This window comes from Vibrio sp. 10N.222.55.B11, from assembly GCF_041473705.1.
GTDB lineage: Bacteria > Pseudomonadota > Gammaproteobacteria > Enterobacterales > Vibrionaceae > Vibrio > Vibrio crassostreae_C.
Genome location: NZ_JBFRST010000156.1, coordinates 1 through 754, shown reverse-complemented (window position 1 = coordinate 754; position 754 = coordinate 1). Strand labels below are relative to the sequence as shown.

Here is a 754-nt window from a genome sequence, read left to right as displayed (position 1 = left end):
CATTGCTGGCGAGTGATCTTGCACGAGTTCATCAGGCGGCATTGTGTTCGCCAGGTCATGGTGTTTTTGATGCAGTTCCCTCCGGATAAGGAGAATCCGTTTGAACAGCTCAAGGTGGCTTTTTTCGTTTGTGTGGTGGGTCGACAAATCTCGTAGCGTTTATCCCAGTGTTTGCTCGCTTGCCAGTTTAAGTTGATGGTATATTTTAAATCGCCAAGCGTGTAGCCTTGGTTGGGAGAGACTATCTTTCCATCCCAAAAATACGTGGTTTCTGATCCCGAAAAACCTCTTCTAGTCCCTGATTGCCTCACGTAATTGTAATTATTGTATCGGCATTGTGGGAGGGGGCGTTGGCAATCCCTCCCTTGTTGTGTCCAACCGGATGGACAGCGGTAGATCACCTTGCTGGTGACCACGGAGGCGACAGGGACTTTGTCACACGGGACCGGGTTGTGAGTCGGTCGGTGACATTGTTTTGTGATGTTATCGATGACGCATTGGGAGCCGCTCTCACAATCCACATAGGCATTTGAGAGACCATGAGTGATTTCAAAAGCATTCTCTTGGCCAAGTAAGGCAAAGCGCATCGCCGGGTCGTCTTTAACATCGGGTCGACCTTTATTGAAGTTCGCGTTGATGTCTTGAGCCAATCCATTGGTCACAAACTCTGTCCCTTTTTGTGCATTGATATCACTGTCTGACAGTCTTGACTCTTTTGGACTGCGGATCTCTTGTCGACACGTGGCGTCTTTGC

1 pseudogene is annotated in these 754 nt (G+C 48.9%); it reads right to left on the bottom strand.

The window, feature by feature from the left end:
- Positions 1-754 (bottom strand): annotated as a pseudogene (locus tag AB4503_RS25490) (type-F conjugative transfer system mating-pair stabilization protein TraN); the annotation flags it as partial.